Source organism: Streptacidiphilus sp. ASG 303 (assembly GCF_020991365.1).
Lineage (GTDB): Bacteria > Actinomycetota > Actinomycetes > Streptomycetales > Streptomycetaceae > Peterkaempfera.
The window spans coordinates 106,418-124,330 of record NZ_JAJLRA010000006.1 but is presented as its reverse complement, the minus strand read 5'-3'; the positions used below and the strand labels follow the sequence as shown (position 1 = coordinate 124,330).

Below are 17,913 nucleotides of genomic sequence, written 5' to 3'. Positions count from 1 at the left end.
TGCGCCGACCGGTGCCGCGGGCAGGGGCCGGACCGGCGCCTGCAAGGGGCAGGCAACCGGTCCGGACCGCGCCCTGTCAGCCACCGGCGGCGGTGATCCCGCACACACCGGCCCCGGCGCGCGGCCGCCGGCCCGCTCAGGCCGCCGCGGGCACGGCGGGCACGGCGGGCTCCGCGGCCGCCGCGGGCTCCAGCGCCAGCTCCAGCACCTCCCGCACGTCGGAGACCCGGTGCACGGTGAGCCGCCGCAGCACCTCCTCGGGCACGTCGTCCAGGTCGGGCCCGTTGCGCTGCGGGACGACCACCGTGGTGAGGCCGGCCCGGTCGGCGGCGAGGACCTTCTGCTTGATCCCGCCGACCGGCAGCACCCGGCCGGTGAGCGACACCTCGCCGGTCATCGCCACGTCGGCGCGGACCCGGCGGCCCGAGAGCAGCGAGGCCAGGGCGGTGGTCATGGTGACGCCCGCGCTGGGCCCGTCCTTGGGCACGGCCCCGGCCGGCACGTGCAGGTGGACGCCGCGGTCCCGCAGGTCGGTGACCGGCAGCTCCAGCTCGGCCCCGTGGGAGCGCAGGAAGGAGAGGGCGATGTGCGCGGACTCCTTCATGACGTCGCCCAGCTGGCCGGTGAGGGAGAGGCCGGTGGCCCCGGTCTCCGGGTCGGCGAGCGAGGCCTCCACGTGGAGGACGTCGCCGCCGGCGCCGGTGACGGCCAGGCCGGTCGCCACGCCGGGGACGGCGGTGCGCCGCCCGGCGGGCTCGATCGCCGACTCGGGGGTGTGGTGCGGCCGCCCGAGGAGGTCCCGCAGGCCGTCGGCGGTCACCTCGGCCGGCAGCGCGAGCCCGCCGAGCTCGTGCCGGGCCGCGACCTTGCGCAGGACGCGGGCGAGGGCGCGCTCCAGGTTCCGCACCCCGGCCTCGCGGGTGTACTCGCCGGCGAGGCGGCGCAGCGCGGCCTCCTCGACCCGGACCTCGTCGGCGCCCAGGCCGGCCTTCTCCAGCTGGCGGGGCAGCAGGTGGTCGCGGGCGATGGCGACCTTCTCGTCCTCGGTGTAGCCGTCGAGCCGGACGAGCTCCATCCGGTCGAGCAGCGGCTCGGGGACGGCCTCCAGCACGTTGGCGGTGGCGAGGAAGACCACGTCGGAGAGGTCGAGCTCGACCTCCAGGTAGTGGTCGCGGAAGGTGTGGTTCTGCGCCGGGTCGAGGACCTCCAGCAGGGCGGCGGCGGGGTCGCCGCGGTAGTCGGCGCCGACCTTGTCGACCTCGTCGAGCAGGACGACGGGGTTCATCGACCCGGCCTCCCGGATCGCCCGGACGATCCGGCCGGGCAGGGCGCCGACGTAGGTGCGGCGGTGGCCGCGGATCTCGGCCTCGTCGCGGACGCCGCCGAGGGCGACCCGGACGAAGCGGCGGCCCATGGCGCGGGCGACGGACTCGCCGAGCGAGGTCTTGCCGACGCCGGGCGGCCCGACCAGGGCGAGCACGGCGCCGCCGGTCCGCCGCCCGGCGGCTCCGCCGGAGGGGCCGGCCGGGGCCGGGCCGCGGGCGGCGCGGCGCCTGCGCACGGCCAGGTACTCGACGATGCGGTCCTTGACGTCGTCGAGCCCGGCGTGGTCGGCGTCGAGCACGGCGCGGGCGCCGGGGATGTCGTAGGCGTCCTCGGTCCGCTCGTTCCAGGGCAGCTCCAGGACGGTGTCCAGCCAGGTGCGGATCCAGCCGCCCTCGGGCGAGGCGTCGGAGGACCGCTCCAGGCGGCCGACCTCCTTGAGCGCCGCCTCGCGGACCTTCTCCGGCAGGTCGGCGGCCTCCACGCGGGCGCGGTAGTCGTCCTCCTCCGGGGCGGTGCCGCCGTCGAGCTCGGCGAGCTCCTTGCGGACGGCCTCCAGCTGGCGGCGGAGCAGGAACTCCTTCTGCTGCCGCTCCACGCCCTCCTGGACGTCCTTGCGGATGGTGTCGTTGACCTCCTCCTCCGCCAGGTGCGCCTCCAGCAGCTCCAGGGCGTACGCGAGGCGCTCGACCGGGTCGCCGGTCTCCAGCAGCCGCAGCTTCTGGGCGGCGGTGGGGAAGGAGGCGTACCCGATGCTGTCGGCCAGCTCGGAGGGGTCCTCGGTCCGCTCGATGCGGTCCACGGCCTGCCAGGCGCCGCGCTTGCCGAGCCAGCGGGCGGAGGCCGCCCGGTAGGCGCGCACCAGCTCGGCGGTGCGGCCGGGGGCCCCGTCCGCGGCGGGGGACCCGCCGCCGGGCGGCTCGCCGGCCGGGGACTCGTCGACCGGGACGGCCTCCACCCACAGGGCGGCGCCGGGACCGGTGGTGCCGGCGCCGATGCGCATCCGGCGGACGCCGCGGACGAGGGCGGCGGGGTCGCCGCCGGCGAGCCGGCCGACCTGCTCCACGGTCGCGAGGGTGCCGGTGGCGGCGTACACGCCGTCGATCCGCGGGACGAGCAGCACCTGGGGTTTGCGGGAGCCGGGGGTGCGGATGCCGGGGGCGTGCGCGCGCTCCTCGGCGCCGCGGGCGGCGGCCCGGGCGGCGTCGACGGCGGCGCGGACCTCGGGGCCGGACAGGTCCAGCGGTACGGCCGTGCCGGGCAGCACGACCTCGTCGTCGAGGGGCAGCACGGGAAGGGTGAGCGGCGAGGGCGTCGAAGCCATGATCTCTCCCCAGTCAGTCAACTTGAGTCGGACTGACTTAAGGCGCGGGAGGCGCAGGGTGTTCCTCCGTTCACCGTGGGCGAACGCGAGCCCCCGGCCCGCCCCCGGCCGCTCGGCCCACCGGCCCCTCGCCCCCTACGAGCCCCCGCCCTGCGGCAGCGCGCCCCCCTCCCGCGGCGCGGCTCCGGTCCGACCGGCCCACCGCCGCACCAGCGGCCAGCAGAGCAGGCCGACCAGCAGGGCGGAGGGGTGGCCCACGCCGGTCACCGGGTCGTCCCCGTCGAACGCGCGCTGGAGCAGCAGCGCCGCCGCCCCCGCCGGCACCCCGTAGCGCACGGGCCGCGGCAGCAGGCCGGAGAGCGCCCCCAGGCAGGCCATCACGCCGTAGCTGACGCCCACGTCGATCCGGTGCAGCGCCGCCGGCCCGAGCCCGCCGGTGAGCACCAGCAGCGCTATCGGCAGCTCGGAGACGAGGGTGGCGAGGACGTGCCCGGCGGCGAAGACCAGCGCGGCGCGGAGCGCGCCGACCCGGCGCTCCAGCGGCGCCAGGACGAGGGTGAAGGCCAGCAGGTAGGGCGACCAGAGCGGCCCGGCCGCCCAGACCCCGCTGAGGAGCATGGCGCGGACGGGGGTGTGCAGCAGGTGCCACCCGTCGCTGCTGGAGGCGTCCACGGCCGCGCGCACGGCCGCGGGGTCGCCGAACCGGGCGTACAGGGTGGTGGCCAGCAGCACGACCAGGTACCAGAAGGTGAAGGGGGTGCGCCGGGGCCCCGGCAGGAGCAGGGCCGGTCGGGACAGGTACGGCCGTACGGGGGACAGCGCGTCCGCGAGGGCCCCGGCGAGGGGCGGCCGGGCCGGGCGGCCCCGGACCGGGACCAGCCGGGTCCGGCCGGCTCCGGCCCCGGCGGGCCGCACCTCCCGGACGTGCACCCCCCGGGGCCGCGCCCCGCCGTCCCGCACCCCTCCGGCCGCGTCCTCGGCGGCCGTGCCGCCGGGCCGGGAGCGCTCCGTCCGTGTCCGCGTGGGCTGCATCCGCATGGGCGGCGCCTGCCCGCGCGACGCCCGTTCGCACCATCGGCGCACCGCACGGTGCGCGCGCCGCAGGGGCCCGGCGGTGCCGAGCGGCCGGAGGCGGGGGGCCCGGCAGGCGTCGTCCGCCATGGCGCCTCCTCGGCTCCGCCGTCCGGCGGGGCGCTCGGCGCACCCGCCGGGGCGCCCGGGACGATCCCGCGCTCCCGAGTCCACGGTAGGTCGTCCGGACGCGGACGAAAGGGGTGGACCGGCGCCTCGCCGACCCCCCAGGATGGGCGTGTCGCGACCCGCCAGTGCGCCCACGAAGGGTTCCCCCTGTGACTTCCGCCACCCCGCCGACCGCCGCAGCGCTCGCCGTCCGGACGGCACACCCCACCGCCGAAGTGCTCGACCGCCGGGACGGCCCGTACGGGGAGGTGGTGCTGCGGCGGCGCGGCGAGGGGGCCGACGAGGTCTTCGAGATCATCGCCAACGGCTGCTTCCTCATGGACACCTCCGACGGCAGGTCGGAGCGGCTGCTGGTGCGCGCCGCGCTGGACGCGGCGGCCGTCCCGCACCCCTCGGTCCTGGTCGGCGGCCTGGGCGCGGGCTTCTCGCTCGCGGAGGCCGCGGCGGACCCGGCGGTGTCCCGGATCACCGTGCTGGAACGCGAGAAGGCCGTGGTGGAGTGGCATGCGGGGCCGCTGGGCCGCTTCTCGGCCGGGTCGCTGGACGACCCCCGCACCGAGGTCGTCACCGCCGACCTGCTCGACCACCTGCGGGCGACCGCGGACCGCTGGGACGTCCTCTGCCTGGACATCGACAACGGCCCGGACTGGACCGTCACCGACGCCAACGGCGGCCTCTACGGCTTCGCCGGGCTCACGGTGCTGCAGCGCGTGCTGGCACCCCTCGGCGTGCTCGCCGTGTGGAGCGCGGCGCCCGCCCCGGTCTTCGAGGAGCGGCTGCGGGCGCGCTTCGCCAGGGTGCGCCGCCTCGACGTGGAGGTGCGCCGGGGTGCACCCGATGTCGTGTACCTGGCATCACAAGTGGAATGATCGCTGGGTAAGGTGTCGGGCTGTGCCGTCCCGGCGGGGCACGCGGCCCGGATGCCGCCGCCCCCTCCGGGAGAGATGCCCGGTACACACGCTGCGCACGGTGGCCCGCGATGCACTCGCGGTCACCGCGGGGCCCGGAGCACCACACTCCGGACCGTGCGGGCCGCGCGCGGCGGCGGGCGCGGCACCGTGGCTTGGAGCTGACGGAACGAGACGACGAGCGGCAGCGGCGCCCTCCCCGCGAGGGGGTGCCGGTCCGCAGGCCCTGGGGGCGGTGGCGTGACCGTGACAGACATGCAGCAGCAGGAGAGCGGCAACCCGAGCGCACAGCGACGGGTGCTGGTCGTGGAGGACGAGCCCACGATCGCCGAGTCCATCGCGGCCCGGCTGGGCGCGGAGGGCTTCAAGGTCGCCGTCGCCCACGACGGCCCGGCGGCCGTGGACTCCTTCCAGTCCTGGCAGCCGGACCTGGTGGTCCTCGACGTGATGCTGCCGGGCTTCGACGGGCTGGAGGTGTGCCGCCGCATCCAGGCGCAGCGGCCCGTCCCCGTGCTCATGCTCACCGCGCGCGACGACGAGACCGACATGCTCGTCGGCCTCGGCGTGGGCGCGGACGACTACATGACCAAGCCGTTCTCCATGCGGGAGCTCGCGGCCCGGGTCAACGTGCTGCTGCGCCGCGTCGAGCGCGCCCAGCTGGCCGCCCGCACCCCGGTCGGCGGCTCGATCCGGCTCGGCGAGCTGGAGATCGACAACGTGCAGCGCCGGGTCCGGGTCGCCGGCTCCGACGTGCACCTGACGCCGACCGAGTTCGACCTGCTGGCCTGCCTGGCGCAGCAGCCGCGGGCGGTGCTCACCCGCGAGCAGCTGCTGGCGGAGGTGTGGGACTGGACGGACGCCTCCGGCACCCGCACCGTCGACAGCCACGTGAAGGCGCTGCGCCGGAAGATCGGCGCGAACTGGATCCGCACGGTGCACGGCGTCGGCTACGCCCTGGAGGCCCCGACCCCCTGAGCGGGGCCGGGGGCCGCCCGCGGCGCGGGCGGCCGGGCACGCCGGGCTGCCGGACGTGCACGGCTGCCGGGCGCGGCGGAGGGCCGGTGCAGCAGAGGGCCGGTGCAGCAGAGGGCCGGGCACCGCAGCCGGCCGAGGGCGGCCGCGGACGGCCGGGGACCGCGAGGGGCGAGGGGGACGCGATGACCTACACCGAGGAGCTGCGCCGGGGCGGCGGCCGCGCCGACCGGGAGCCGGGCCTGGCCGCCCGGGCCGCCCGGCGCGTGTGGAGCGACGTCCGCCCCCTGGACCCGATGCGCTCCATCAAGGCCAAGCTGGCGGTGCTGGTGATGGTCTCGGTGGTGGTCGCCAGCGGCATGGTCGTGATAGCGGTCCAGTCCGACACCCGCATCCGGGTGATCATGATCTTCTCCATGATCGCCTCGCTGCTCTTCATGCAGCTGATGGCGCACGGCCTGACGGCGCCGCTGCGCGACATGACGGCCGCCGCCCGGGCGATGGCCGCGGGCGACTACAGCCGCCGGGTGCGGGCCACCTCGCGCGACGAGGTGGGCGAGCTGGCGGCCACCTTCAACCGGATGGCGGCCGACCTGGAGGCCGCCGACCGCCACCGGCGCGAGCTGGTCGCCAACGTCTCGCACGAGCTGCGCACGCCGATCGCGGCGCTGCGCGCGGTGCTGGAGAACGTGGTGGACGGCGTCGTACGGCCGGATCCGGCCACCATGTCGGCCGCCCTGGAGCAGACCGAGCGGCTGGGGCGGCTGGTCGCCCACCTGCTGGACCTGTCGAAGATCGACGACGGGGTCGTCCCGCTGGACGCCCGCGAGTTCGCCGTCCGGCCGTACCTCGCCGGGGTGCTGCGCGGGATCACCGTCGACGGCTCCACCTCCGGCGGGGCCACCAAGCGCCGGGGCGACCTGACGCTCGACCTGCAGGTCGGGCCGGAGGACCTGACCGCGGTCGCGGACCCGGAGCGGCTGCACCAGGTGGTGGCCAACCTGGTGGACAACGCCAGCAAGCACAGCCCGCCCGGCGGCACCGTGACCGTGCGGGCGGGGGCCGGACGGGCGCCGACGAGCCTGGTGCTGGAGGTGCTGGACGAGGGGCCGGGCATCCCGGAGGAGGACCGGGCGCGGGTCTTCGAGCGGTTCGGCCGGGGAACCTCCTCGACCGCCGCCGGACCGGGCAGCGACGGCGGGACCGGCCTGGGCCTGGCCATCGCCCGGTGGGCCGTGGACCTGCACGGCGGGGAGATCAGGGTGGCGGAGGCCGAGCGGGGTTGCCGGATCGTGGTCACCCTTCCGGGCGGCGTGCCCGCGCAGGATTGACACAGAACAGGGACAATCGGACCACCGGACCGGGCGGACCGCCTCCGGAGCATCGCCCCGACCGGCGCATTTGTCCGCTTTGGTGAGATTTTCGAGCCCCCGAGGCATCATGCGCTTCCCCCGGGCTGACGCGTTCTAACGCATCTTTCACGCCATTCCGGCCCCGCAGGCTGTGATCTGGGCGACGACCACCCCCCGGGAACTGCGCGATCACATGTCAGGGGCGTAGCCTTGTTCTCCGCTGTCCACCATCCCAAAAGGAAGCGGAAGAGGGCGGTTAGCGCCGTGTCGCCACAGTCCCCGAATACCTCCAACAGCTCGACCAGCAGCTCAGCGGGCTTCGGCCCCAACGAATGGCTTGTCGACGAGATCTACCAGCAGTACCTCCAGGACCCGGGTTCCGTCGACCGCGCCTGGTGGGACTTCTTCGCCGACTACAAGCCCGGTACCGAGGTGACTTCAGTGACCCAGGCCGCGACCCCGGCCCCCGCTCCCGCACCCGCGCAGCAGGCCCCTGCCGCAGCCCCCGCGCCCGCCCCGGCCGCCCAGGCCCCGGCGCGGCCGGCTCCGGCCGCCGCCCAGGCGCCCGCGCAGCCGGCCGCTCCCGCGCAGCCCGCGGCGGCGCCCCAGGCGGCCCCGGCCGCCGCGAGGCCGGCCGCCGCGGCGCAGGCCGCGCCGGCGGAGAAGGCCGCCGGCCCGGAGCTGGTGCCGCTGCGCGGCCCCGCGAAGGCCGTGGCGACCAACATGGACGCCTCGCTGGAGATCCCCACCGCGACCTCGGTGCGCGCCGTCCCGGCCAAGCTGCTGATCGACAACCGCATCGTCATCAACAACCACCTCAAGCGGGCGCGCGGCGGCAAGGTCTCCTTCACGCACATCATCGGTTACGCCATGGTGCAGGCGCTGAAGGCCATGCCGGGCATGAACCACAGCTACACCGTGAAGGACGGCAAGTCCTTCCTGGTCAAGCCCGAGCACGTGAACCTGGGCCTGGCCATCGACCTGGTGAAGCCCAACGGCGACCGGCAGCTCGTGGTGGCGGCGATCAAGAAGGCCGAGACCCTCGACTTCTTCGGCTTCTGGCAGGCCTACGAGGACATCGTCCGCCGGGCCCGCGCCAACAAGCTGACCATGGAGGACTTCACCGGCGTCACGGTCTCCCTGACCAACCCCGGCGGCATCGGCACCGTGCACTCCGTGCCGCGCCTGATGCCCGGCCAGGGCACCATCCTCGGCGTCGGCGCCATGGAGTACCCGGCCGAGTTCCAGGGCTCCTCTCCCGAGACCCTCTCCCGCCTCGGCGTCTCCAAGGTGATGACGCTGACCTCGACCTACGACCACCGGGTCATCCAGGGCGCGGCGTCCGGCGAGTTCCTGCGCCAGATCCACCAGCTCCTGCTGGGCGGCAGCGACTTCTACGACGAGATCTTCGAGTCGCTGCGCATCCCCTACGAGCCGGTGCGCTGGGCGACCGACGTGGCCGCCACCCACGACGACGAGGTCAACAAGACCGCCCGCGTCATGGAGCTCATCCACTCCTACCGGGTCCGCGGCCACCTCATGGCCGACACCGACCCGCTGGAGTACAAGCAGCGCAAGCACCCCGACCTGGACGTCGTGGAGCACGGCCTCACCCTGTGGGACCTGGAGCGCGAGTTCGCCGTCGGCGGCTTCGCCGGCAAGCGGATGATGAAGCTGCGCGACATCCTGGGCGTGCTGCGCGACTCGTACTGCCGCACCGTCGGCATCGAGTACATGCACATCCAGGACCCGAAGCAGCGCCGCTGGATCCAGGAGCGGGTGGAGAACCACTACGCCAAGCCGGAGCGCGAGGAGCAGCTGCGCATCCTGCGCCGCCTGAACTCCGCCGAGGCGTTCGAGACGTTCCTGCAGACCAAGTACGTCGGCCAGAAGCGGTTCTCGCTGGAGGGCGGCGAGTCGCTGATCCCGCTGCTCGACGCCGTCCTGGACGCCGCCGCCGAGCACCGCCTGGACGAGGCCGTCATCGGCATGGCCCACCGCGGCCGCCTCAACGTGCTGACCAACATCGTCGGCAAGCCGTACGCCAAGGTCTTCGGCGAGTTCGAGGGCAACCTCGACCCGAAGTCGATGCACGGCTCCGGCGACGTGAAGTACCACCTGGGCGCCGAGGGCACCTTCACCGGCCTGGACGGGGAGACCATCAAGGTCTCGCTGGCCGCCAACCCCTCCCACCTGGAGGCCGTGGACCCGGTCGTCGAGGGCATCGCCCGCGCCAAGCAGGACATCCTGGACAAGGCCGGCACCGCCTTCGACGTGCTGCCGATCCAGATCCACGGCGACGCGGCCTTCGCCGGCCAGGGCGTCGTCGCGGAGACGCTCAACATGTCCCAGCTGCGCGGCTACCGCACCGGCGGCACCGTGCACGTGGTGGTCAACAACCAGGTCGGATTCACCGCCGCCCCGGCCGCCTCCCGCTCGTCGATGTACTCCACCGACGTGGCCCGCATGATCGAGGCGCCGATCTTCCACGTGAACGGCGACGACCCGGAGGCCGTGGTCCGCGTCGCGCGGCTCGCCTTCGAGTTCCGCCAGGCGTTCAACAAGGACGTCGTGATCGACCTCATCTGCTACCGCCGCCGCGGTCACAACGAGGCCGACAACCCGTCGTTCACCCAGCCGCTGATGTACGACCTGATCGACAAGAAGCGCTCGGTGCGCAAGCTCTACACCGAGGGCCTGATCGGGCGCGGCGACATCACCCTGGAGGAGGCGGAGCAGGCGCTCCAGGACTTCCAGGGCCAGCTGGAGAAGGTCTTCGCCGAGGTCCGCGACGCGGTGCCGCAGGCCGCCCCGGCCGCCGCCCCGCTGCCGGACTTCCCGGTGTCGGTCACGACCGCCATCTCCGAGGAGACCGTCAAGCGGATCGCCTCCTCGCAGGTCAACCTGCCTGACTGGCTGACCGTCCACCCGCGCCTGCTGCCGCAGCTGCAGCGCCGCGCCGCGATGGTCGAGGAGAACAGCATCGACTGGGCGATGGGCGAGACCCTCGCCATCGGCTCGCTGCTGATGGAGGGCCACCCGGTCCGCCTGGCCGGCCAGGACAGCCGCCGCGGCACCTTCGGCCAGCGCCACGCGGTGCTGGTGGACAGGAAGACCGGCGAGGACTACACCCCGCTGCTCTACCTGACGGAGGATCAGGCCCGCTACACCGTCTACGACTCGCTGCTCAGCGAGTACGCGGCGATGGGCTTCGAGTACGGCTACTCCCTCGCCCGGCCGAACGCGCTGGTGATGTGGGAGGCCCAGTTCGGCGACTTCGTCAACGGCGCCTCCACGGTGGTGGACGAGTTCATCTCCTCCGCCGAGCAGAAGTGGGGCCAGACCTCCGGCGTCACCCTGCTGCTGCCGCACGGCTACGAGGGCCAGGGCCCGGACCACTCCTCGGCCCGCCCCGAGCGGTTCCTGCAGCTCTGCGCGCAGAACAACATGACGGTCGCCATGCCGACGCTCCCGTCGAACTACTTCCACCTGCTGCGCTGGCAGGTCCACAACCCGCACCACAAGCCGCTGGTCGTCTTCACCCCGAAGTCGATGCTCCGGCTCAAGGCCGCGGCGTCGCGGACGGAGGAGTTCCTCGGCGGCGGCTTCCGCCCGGTGATCGGCGACGACAGCGTGGCCCCGGCCGACGTGCGCAAGGTCGTGATCACCTCCGGCAAGTTCTACTACGACCTGGCGGCGGCCCGCGCCGAGCGCGGCGTCACCGACACCGCCATCGTCCGCGTCGAGCGGCTCTACCCGCTGCCGGTGGCCGAGCTCCAGGAGGAGCTGGGCCGGTACGGCGAGAACGTCCAGTTCGTCTGGGCGCAGGAGGAGCCGGCCAACCAGGGCGCCTGGCCGTTCATCGCGCTCAACCTGGTCGACCACCTCGACGTGGTGGTCGGCCGCAACGCGGGCGGCGCCCGCCTGCGCCGCGTCGCCCGCCCGGCCTCCTCCGCCCCGGCGGTGGGCTCGGCCAAGCGGCACCAGCAGGAGCAGCAGCAGCTCGTGGAGGAGGTCTTCTCCCTCTGACCCCGCACGCCGGGCCCCCGCCCGCCGCCGGCCGGAAGGCCGCGGCACCGCGGGGCCCGGCGCCACGGGACCCCGGCCGCACGGCGGACAGCAGCCCCGGGCCCGGCCAACGCAGCGGTGCGGCGGCCGGGCCCGGGGCTTCTCCGCGGCCGGACTATCCTGGCCGGAGTCCAGAGCGCACAACGACCGTCCGTCCGGAGCAGAGCGTGTACTTCACCGACCGCGGGATCGAGGAGCTGGAGAGCCGGCGCGGCGACGAGGAGGTCACCTTCGAGTGGCTCTCCGAGCGCCTGCGCGAGTTCGTCGACCTCAACCCGGAGTTCGAGGTCCCCGTCGAGCGGCTGGCCACCTGGCTGGCCCGGCTGGACGACGAGGACGAGGACTGACACCGGCGCGGCCGCCCGCGGACCGGCCCCGAGGGGCCCGGGCCGCGGGCGGCCGGCGTTCCGGCGGCGCCCCCGGCGGGGGCCGGCGGGTCAGCGGTGGCCGCCGCCCAGGAGGCCGCCCAGCAGTCCGCCGATGACGTTGACGCTCACGTTGACGTTGCGCCCGTCCTTCCCGTGCCCGCCGTCCTGACCTGACCGGCCCTGGCCCGCCTGGCCCTGGTTCCCCTGGCCCTGGTTCCCTTGGTCCCGGGCGCCCTGCCCCTGCGGGGCCCCGCCCTGCTGGAGACCGTCCTGCTGGAGACCGTCCTGGGCCTGCCCCCCGTCGGCCTGGCCGCCCTGCCCCTGCACGTCCTGCCCCTGCACGTCCTGGCCGGGGACTGCCTCGCCCCGGGCGCCCTGCCCCTGCGCGGCGGCCCCGCCGACGGGTATCTGCACGCCCAGGGCCTGGAGCGCGGTGGTCACCGGCTGGAAGAAGGTGGTGCCGCCGGCCGTGCAGTCGCCGTCGCCGCCCGAGGTGAGCCCGACCGCCGCGTCCTGGTCGAAGAGCGGGCCGCCGCTGTCGCCGGGCTCGGCGCAGACGTCGGTCTGGATCAGGCCCGTGACCGTGCCCTCGGGGTAGTTGACGGTGGCGTCCAGCGCCGTGACACGGCCGCTGTGCACGCCGGTGGTGGAGCCGCTGCGGGTGACCTGCTCGCCGACCACGGCCTCGGCGGCCCGGGTGACGGGCTGCAGGGAGCCGTTGCCGAGGTCGACGGCACCGGGCTGGTCCACTCCCCCGCCCTGGACCTGGATGAGCGAGAAGTCCCCGTTCCCCGGGAAGGTGTCCTTCACGGTGGCGCCGATCGGCCGGGTCCCGGCCGCGTCGGCGGCCCAGGGCGTGCCGACCGGCCCGCAGTGGCCGGCGGTGAGGACGAAGCCCTGCCGCCCGTCGGTCACGTTGAACCCGGCCGAGCAGCGGGCGTTGCCCGTGAAGACCGGGTCGCCCCCGGCGAGCCGGGTGGTGAGGGCGCCCCGGGTGCGCCGCATCCGCACGGCTCCGCCGAGCCGCCCCGCCGTGCCGGAGAGCCGCTGCCAGTCGGCGGCGGAGACGGTCCGGTCGGCCAGGACCACGACCTGGTTGGAGACCGGGTCCACCGACCACGCGGTACCGGGCACCCGGGGCGCGGAGCGCAGCGCGGAGACGGCCGCGTCGAGCTGGTCGCCGCTGCGGGCCACCGTCCTCGGGACGGCCCCGGCGGCGCGCACGGCGTCGGCCGCCCCGGGTCCGGTGACCGCGACGACCGGCCTGCCGTCGGCGCCGATCCAGGCCCCGGCGCTGCGGGCGCGGCCCAGCTGCGCGACGAGGGTGCGGGCCAGGGAGGCCGGGTCCTGCGCGGGGGCGCCGACGGCCGCCGCGGGGGCGCCCGCCGGGGGTGCGCCGGTGCCCTCGTCGGCGAAGGCCGACACGGCGACCCCGGCGGCGACCAGGCCGCCGACGGTCGCGAGGACGCCGATCCTCCGGGTGTTGCGCTGCTTGGCGTGGCTCATGGGTCCTTCTCCCTGCGACGTGGCCGTCGTCCCGTGCCCGGGATACGCCGCCCGCGGCGGCCCGGGTTCGGTGCCGGTGCGGACCGGCCCTTGACTTCCACAGGACGCGATATATCGTGTTGTTGACGGGCGACGCGATATGTCGCACATCCGAACGGGAGGGACAGCCATGCCGCAGTGGACCGTGAACGGGCCGGAGCGGATCACCTTCGACGAACCGGTGGACGTCCTGCGGGTGCGCACCGTCTCGGGCGCCGTCCACGTGGTGGCCGGCGACGGGCCCGCCCGCCTGGAGGTGTCCGAGCTCGACGGGCCACCGCTCGTGGTGACCCACGAGGGCGGGACGCTCACCGTCGCCTACGAGGAGCTCACCCGGTGGGAGTTCTCCTCGCAGCACTTCTCCCTCAAGGGCATCGCCTCCCTCGTCGACTCCTGGCGCCGCAGGCGGCACGCCGTGGTCTCGCTGGCCGTCCCGGCCGCGGCCCGGGTGGAGCTGGTCAGCGTCGGCGCCGACGTGGTCGTCTCCGGCATCGCCGGACCGGTCGCCGTCCGCGGCGCCGGTGGCGACACCACGCTGGTGCGGGTGTCCGGGCCGGTGGAGGCCCAGTCGGTCTCCGGCAGCGTCGAGGCCCAGGCCGTCTCCGGCGACCTGAAGGTGCAGACCGTCTCCGGGGAGCTCACCGTGGTCGAGGCCTCGGGCCCGCGGCTGCACGCCCACTCGGTGAGCGGCTCCATGACCGTCGACCTGGACGGCCGCGGGCCGGCCGACGTGCGCCTCAACACCGTCTCCGGCGAGGTGGCCGTCCGGATGCCGCACCCTGCGGACACGCGCGTGGACGCCGGGTCCACCAGCGGCGAGATGTCCAGCGCCTTCGACGAGCTGCGGATGGGCGGCACCTGGGGCGCCCGGCGCCTCTCCGGCCGGCTCGGCGCCGGCACCGGCAGGCTGCAGGTGACCACGGTCTCCGGGTCGGTGGCGCTGCTGCGGCGGCCGCCGGCGCCCGGCCCCGGGGAGGACGGCGCACCCGGCCCGGCAGGGCGGCCCGACCTCTCCAAGCGGCTCTCCGACCGGGACGGGGGCGCCGCGTGACCCCGGTCTTCGCCCACGGGCGCCTGCGGCTCTACCTGCTGAAGCTGCTGGAGGAGGCGCCGCGCCACGGCTACGAGGTGATCCGGCTGCTGGAGGAGCGCTTCCACGGCCTGTACGCGCCCTCCGCGGGCACCGTCTACCCCCGCCTGGCCAAGCTGGAGAAGGAGGGCCTGGTCACCCACAGCACCGAGGGCGGCCGCAAGGTCTACCGGATCACGGACGCGGGCCGTGCCGAGCTGGCGTCCCGCCAGGACGAGCTGGCCGAGCTGGAGGTGGAGATCCGCGACTCGGTCGCCCAGCTCGCCGAGGCGATCCGGGAGGACGTCCGGGACTCCGCGGAGGACCTGCGCGAGGAGGTGCGCCGGGCGGCGCAGGAGGCGCGGCGCGGCGGCGCAGGCGGGGAGGGCCTCACGGGGGTCCGGCGCGGCGGGGAGGAGTACGCCCGGTACCGCGTCCAGGCCAGGGAGCAGGCGAAGCAGACCAAGGAGCAGGCACGCCAGGCCAAGGAGCAGGCCAGGCAGGCGAAGGAGCAGCTGCGGCAGGCCCAGGAGGAGGTCCGGCGGGCCCGCGAGAACGCCCAGGCGGCCGGGGCGGCCGCGCGGGCCGAGGCGCGGCGGCTGCAGCAGCGGGTGGAGCAGCAGGTGCGGGAGCACGCCGCCCGCGGCGACTGGCCGACCGGCCTCGGCGAGGGCCTGGCCGAGCTCACCAAGGGGCTGGCCGACCTGGCCGACCCGGGGCGGTGGGGCGGGTGGCGGTCCGGTCCGGCCCGGGCGCCGCGGCCGGAGGCGTCCGAGGCGGACCCGGCCACGGGACCGGCGGGGACGGCGACGGCGGCCGGGGACGCCCCCGAGGCGGCCGCCGGGCTGCCCGACTGGGCCCGTACGGATCCCGCCGGCGACCCGGTGCGGGAACTGGAGCGGCTGCTGGACCGGTTCCGCGACGTGGTCCGGGACGCCGCGCGGGACCGCGGGGTGGGGGCGGAGCAGCTGGCGCGGTCCGGCGCGGTGCTGGCGGAGGCCGCGGAGCGGCTGCTGCGGCCCTGAGGGCCGCGACCGGCGGGGGAGCGGCGGGGGCGGCGGCGGCCGCCCCCGCCGCGGCGCGTCCGGAGGCCGGGGCACGGCGGTCCGGGGGGTCAGGCGGTCCGGGGGATCAGGGGGGTCCGGAGGGTCAGGGGGTGAGCACGATCTTGCCGAAGACGTCGCCCTTCGCCAGCCGGGCGAAGCCCTCCCGGGCCTCGGCCAGCGGCAGGACGGTGTCGACCACCGGCCGCACCCCCGCGTTGGCGCAGAGCGACAGCAGGCCGGCGAGCTCCTCCTTGGTGCCCATGGTGGAGCCGACGACCCGCAGCTCCAGGAAGAAGATGCGGGTGAGCTCGGCGCTCGGCGGGTTGGGGCCCGAGGTGGCCCCGGAGATGACGATGGTGCCGCCGGGGCGCAGCGACTTCACCGAGTGGGACCAGGTCGCGGCGCCGACCGTCTCCATGACCGCGTCCACGCGCTCCGGCAGCCGGGCACCGGCGGGGAAGGCGTCGTCGGCGCCGAGCTCCACCGCCCGCGCCCGTTTGGCCTCGTCCCGGCTGGTGGCCCAGACCCGCAGGCCGGCCGCCTTGCCGAGCACGATCAGGGCGGTCGCCACCCCGCCCCCGGCGCCCTGGACCAGGACGGTGTCGCCGGGCTTCACCCCGGCCTTGGTGAAGAGCATCCGGTAGGCCGTGAGCCAGGCGGTGGGCAGGCAGGCGGCCTCCTCGAAGGAGAGCCCGGCCGGCTTGGGGAGCAGGTTCCAGGTGGGCACCGAGACCTTCTCGGCGAAGGTGCCCTGGTAGCGCTCGGTGAGGATGGAGATCCGCTCGTCCGGGCCGACGCCGTGCCCGGTCTGCCCGATCACCGAGTGCAGGACGACCTCGTTGCCGTGCTCGTCCACACCGGCCGCGTCGCAGCCCAGGATCATCGGCAGCCGCTCCTCGGGGAGCCCCACCCCGCGCAGCGACCAGAGGTCGTGGTGGTTGAGCGTGGCGGCCTTGACCGTGACCGTGCTCCAGCCGGGCCGGGCCTCGGGCTCCGGGCGCTCCCCCAGCTCCAGACCGCTCAACGGGTCGTCAGGACTGATACGTGCGGCATAGGCAGCGAACATGGTCGGACCCTAGCGGCGGCGGCGGGGGCGGGGAACAACGCCGCGGTGTGAGTTCCACCGCGCGGGTCCCCCGCCCCGGCCGTCCGGACCGCCGGACGCCGCGTCCGCGCCTGCCGCGGGGACCGCCCGCACGGCCCGCACGGCCCGCGTCGGCCCGCGGCGGCCCGCAGCCGCCCGCCCCGCGGCCGTCAGCGGCGGGCGACGCCCTCGCGCCGCGCGGCCTCGGCCACGGCCCGGGTGACCGCAGGGGCCACCCGCTCGTCGAACGGGCTGGGGATCACCCGGTCGGCGGACAGCTCGTCCTCGACCACGGCCGCCAGCGCCCTGGCCGCCGCCAGCTTCATGCCCTCGGTGATCCGGGAGGCCCGCACCTGGAGGGCGCCGGCGAAGACGCCGGGGAAGGCCAGCACGTTGTTGATCTGGTTGGGGAAGTCCGAGCGGCCGGTGGCGACCACCGCGGCGTGCCGGCGGGCCACCTCCGGGTGGACCTCCGGGGTCGGGTTGGCCATGGCGAAGACCAGGCAGTCCTTCGCCATGGCCGCCACCGCCTCCTCCGGGACCGTGCCGCCGGAGACGCCGACGAAGACGTCGGCGCCGTCCAGCGCCTCGGCCAGCGAACCCGTGAGGCGCGCCTTGTTGGTCAGCTCGGCGACCATCCGCTTGACCGGCGTGAGGTCGTCGCGGCCCTCGTGCACGACGCCCCGGCGGTCGCAGACCGCGACGTCGCCGATGCCGGCCTCCAGCAGGATCTTGGCGATGGCGACGCCGGCCGCGCCCGCGCCGCTGATCACCGCCCGCAGCTCCCCGATCTCCCGGCCGGTGACCTTCGCGGCGTTCCACAGCGCGGCCAGGGTGACGATGGCGGTGCCGTGCTGGTCGTCGTGGAAGACGGGGATGTCCAGGCGCTCCTGCAGCCGCCGCTCGACCTCGAAGCAGCGGGGCGCGGAGATGTCCTCCAGGTTGATCCCGCCGAAGGACGGGGCGAGGCGGGCGACGGTCTCCACCAGCTCGTCCACGTCGGTGCAGGCCAGCGCGAGCGGGACGGCGTCCACGCCGCCGAACTGCTTGAACAGGATCGCCTTGCCCTCCATCACGGGCAGCGAGGCCTCCGGGCCGATGTCGCCCAGGCCCAGGACGGCGGTGCCGTCGGTGACCACGGCCACCGTGGAGGACTTCCAGGTGTAGTCGTGCACCAGCTCCGGCTGCTCGGCGATGGCGGTGCAGACCCGGGCGACGCCCGGGGTGTAGGCGAGGGACAGGTCGTCCGCGTCGCGCACCGGCACCGTCGCGCGGACCTCCATCTTGCCGCCGCGGTGGAGCGCGAAGGCCGGGTCGATGGGGTCGCCGGCCTCCGCCGGGTGGGGGTGGATGATCTCCGCTGCCACGATGACCTCTTCGTCTTCGTCGTCGAGGGCGCGGTCCGGCGGGGTCGCGCCGTGCCCCGGTGCGGCACTGCGTTCCGGGGACGGGGGCGCGGCCGCCGGGCGGCGCCCTCGGGGTGAGGGTGTGAGTGATCTTGAGGGGTGCTTCCGGTCGGTACCGTTCCCTGCTCCGAAGGGGACGAAAGCACCGCACCTGTGCCTTTTCGCCCTCCTGGCGCGGTCCCCACCCCGCCGGCGGTCCGTGCCCTGCGGCGGGCCGCCGGCGCGGAAGGGCTGCCGGACGGGGAAGC

The 17,913-nt window shown here is 75.6% G+C and carries 12 protein-coding genes; 7 read left to right on the top strand and 5 right to left on the bottom strand.

Annotated features, from left to right (window positions below; translation table 11 throughout):
* Positions 1 to 136: 136 nt before the first annotated feature.
* Both lon and LO771_RS10970 read right to left on the bottom strand, forming a co-directional pair.
* Positions 137 to 2,647 (bottom strand): endopeptidase La, encoded by a 2,511-nt coding sequence (gene lon, locus LO771_RS10975; RefSeq protein ID WP_230650539.1) that lies wholly within the window; start codon positions 2,645 to 2,647, stop codon positions 137 to 139.
* Between the two features lie 135 nt (positions 2,648 to 2,782).
* On the bottom strand, positions 2,783 to 3,685 hold the full coding sequence (locus tag LO771_RS10970) for a rhomboid-like protein (RefSeq protein WP_230650535.1): 903 nt from the start codon (positions 3,683 to 3,685) through the stop codon (positions 2,783 to 2,785).
* Positions 3,686 to 3,996: 311 nt separating this feature from the next.
* Between LO771_RS10970 and LO771_RS10965 the strand changes: the two genes are divergently transcribed.
* The 5 genes from LO771_RS10965 to LO771_RS10945 all read left to right on the top strand — a co-directional run bounded on the left by LO771_RS10965 (position 3,997) and on the right by LO771_RS10945 (position 11,494).
* Complete coding sequence (locus LO771_RS10965; protein ID WP_374228142.1) at positions 3,997 to 4,716, top strand: spermidine synthase; 720 nt, start codon at positions 3,997 to 3,999, stop codon at positions 4,714 to 4,716.
* A 294-nt stretch (positions 4,717 to 5,010) separates the two neighbouring features.
* Positions 5,011 to 5,730: a response regulator transcription factor gene (locus tag LO771_RS10960; RefSeq protein WP_230650532.1), complete on the top strand. Its 720-nt coding sequence runs from the start codon at positions 5,011 to 5,013 to the stop codon at positions 5,728 to 5,730.
* Positions 5,731 to 5,912: 182 nt separating this feature from the next.
* The gene (locus LO771_RS10955; protein WP_230650529.1) at positions 5,913 to 7,058 is read left to right on the top strand and encodes a cell wall metabolism sensor histidine kinase WalK; all 1,146 of its coding nucleotides are present in this window, start codon (positions 5,913 to 5,915) and stop codon (positions 7,056 to 7,058) included.
* A gap of 285 nt (positions 7,059 to 7,343) precedes the next feature.
* Positions 7,344 to 11,108, top strand: coding sequence for a multifunctional oxoglutarate decarboxylase/oxoglutarate dehydrogenase thiamine pyrophosphate-binding subunit/dihydrolipoyllysine-residue succinyltransferase subunit (locus LO771_RS10950; RefSeq protein WP_230650526.1), 3,765 nt, complete (start codon positions 7,344 to 7,346; stop codon positions 11,106 to 11,108).
* A gap of 206 nt (positions 11,109 to 11,314) precedes the next feature.
* A complete protein-coding gene (locus tag LO771_RS10945; RefSeq protein ID WP_230650521.1) occupies positions 11,315 to 11,494 on the top strand; it encodes a DUF6104 family protein in 180 nt (59 codons plus the stop codon).
* Positions 11,495 to 11,584: 90 nt separating this feature from the next.
* Here the strand turns inward: LO771_RS10945 and LO771_RS10935 are convergent, their stop codons facing one another.
* Positions 11,585 to 13,021, bottom strand: coding sequence for a S1 family peptidase (locus LO771_RS10935; protein ID WP_304944791.1), 1,437 nt, complete (start codon positions 13,019 to 13,021; stop codon positions 11,585 to 11,587).
* Between the two features lie 169 nt (positions 13,022 to 13,190).
* Here LO771_RS10935 and LO771_RS10930 point away from each other — a divergent pair, with 169 nt between their 5' ends.
* Positions 13,191 to 14,111, top strand: a complete 921-nt coding sequence (locus LO771_RS10930; RefSeq protein WP_230650519.1) for a DUF4097 family beta strand repeat-containing protein — start codon at positions 13,191 to 13,193, stop codon at positions 14,109 to 14,111.
* Positions 14,108 to 15,154: a PadR family transcriptional regulator gene (locus LO771_RS10925; RefSeq protein WP_230650516.1), complete on the top strand. Its 1,047-nt coding sequence runs from the start codon at positions 14,108 to 14,110 to the stop codon at positions 15,152 to 15,154. Before LO771_RS10930 ends, LO771_RS10925 begins: the two co-directional genes overlap by 4 nt.
* 124 nt (positions 15,155 to 15,278) lie before the next feature.
* On the opposite strand, the gene LO771_RS10920 is transcribed toward LO771_RS10925, so the two are convergent.
* Both LO771_RS10920 and LO771_RS10915 read right to left on the bottom strand, forming a co-directional pair.
* The gene (locus tag LO771_RS10920) at positions 15,279 to 16,241 is read right to left on the bottom strand and encodes a zinc-binding dehydrogenase (protein ID WP_230650513.1); all 963 of its coding nucleotides are present in this window, start codon (positions 16,239 to 16,241) and stop codon (positions 15,279 to 15,281) included.
* Positions 16,242 to 16,429: 188 nt separating this feature from the next.
* Positions 16,430 to 17,626 (bottom strand): NADP-dependent malic enzyme, encoded by a 1,197-nt coding sequence (locus LO771_RS10915; RefSeq protein WP_374228141.1) that lies wholly within the window; start codon positions 17,624 to 17,626, stop codon positions 16,430 to 16,432.
* Between the last annotated feature and the right edge of the window lie 287 nt (positions 17,627 to 17,913).

Bases quoted from the DNA above. Each gene is read 5' to 3' on its own strand.
- lon (WP_230650539.1), bottom strand. From the start codon at position 2,647: ATGGCTTCGACGCCCTCGCCGCTCACCCTTCCCGTGCTGCCCCTCGAC.
- LO771_RS10970 (WP_230650535.1), bottom strand. From the start codon at position 3,685: ATGCGGATGCAGCCCACGCGGACACGGACGGAGCGCTCCCGGCCCGGC.
- LO771_RS10960 (WP_230650532.1), top strand. From the start codon at position 5,011: ATGCAGCAGCAGGAGAGCGGCAACCCGAGCGCACAGCGACGGGTGCTG.
- LO771_RS10955 (WP_230650529.1), top strand. From the start codon at position 5,913: ATGACCTACACCGAGGAGCTGCGCCGGGGCGGCGGCCGCGCCGACCGG.
- LO771_RS10935 (WP_304944791.1), bottom strand. From the start codon at position 13,021: ATGAGCCACGCCAAGCAGCGCAACACCCGGAGGATCGGCGTCCTCGCG.
- LO771_RS10930 (WP_230650519.1), top strand. From the start codon at position 13,191: ATGCCGCAGTGGACCGTGAACGGGCCGGAGCGGATCACCTTCGACGAA.
- LO771_RS10920 (WP_230650513.1), bottom strand. From the start codon at position 16,241: ATGTTCGCTGCCTATGCCGCACGTATCAGTCCTGACGACCCGTTGAGC.